Origin of the sequence: Tsukamurella sputi, assembly GCF_007858445.1 — a bacterium.
In the GTDB taxonomy this organism is placed as follows: domain Bacteria; phylum Actinomycetota; class Actinomycetes; order Mycobacteriales; family Mycobacteriaceae; genus Tsukamurella; species Tsukamurella sputi.
In genome coordinates this window covers 1-539 of sequence record NZ_VIGV01000181.1, presented here as the reverse complement: position 1 = coordinate 539, position 539 = coordinate 1, and the positions used below count along the sequence as shown (strand labels likewise).

At 72.7% G+C, this 539-nt stretch carries 1 pseudogene; it reads left to right on the top strand.

Annotated features, from left to right (window positions below):
• A pseudogene (locus FK268_RS23725) lies at positions 1 to 539 on the top strand (DNA polymerase I); the annotation flags it as partial.

Here is a 539-nt window from a genome sequence, read left to right as displayed (position 1 = left end):
GGGCGAGCGGTGGGGGCTTGGCGTGATCGGCCCGGAGGTCGTGGTCGACGGCGACGCGGAGGCGGTCGTCATCGCCGCACCCGACGGCGAGGGCGGGTACATCGAGCTGTCGTCGCTGACCCCGCACGACGAAGCGGCGCTCGGCGCCTGGCTGGCGGACGAGGCACAGCCCAAGGCCGCGCACGAGGCCAAGTGGGCCATGCACGCGCTCGCGAGCCGCGGCTGGACCCTCGGTGGTCTGACGTCGGACACGGCGATCGCCGCCTACCTCGTGCGACCGGGCCAGCGGACCTTCAACCTCGACGACCTCTCGGTGCGGTACCTGCACCGGGAGCTGCGGGTCGAGGCGGCCGGTGACGATGCACAACTGTCCCTTCTGGACGACCCGGACGATTCCGCGGGGGAGAAGGCGCAGCAGGCGATCCTGCGGGCACGCGCCGTCGCCGACCTCGCCGCCGCGCTCGACGACGAGCTGGACAACATCGAGTCGCGCCCGCTGCTCGCGGAGATGGAGCTTCCCTTGCTCCGCGTCCTCGACG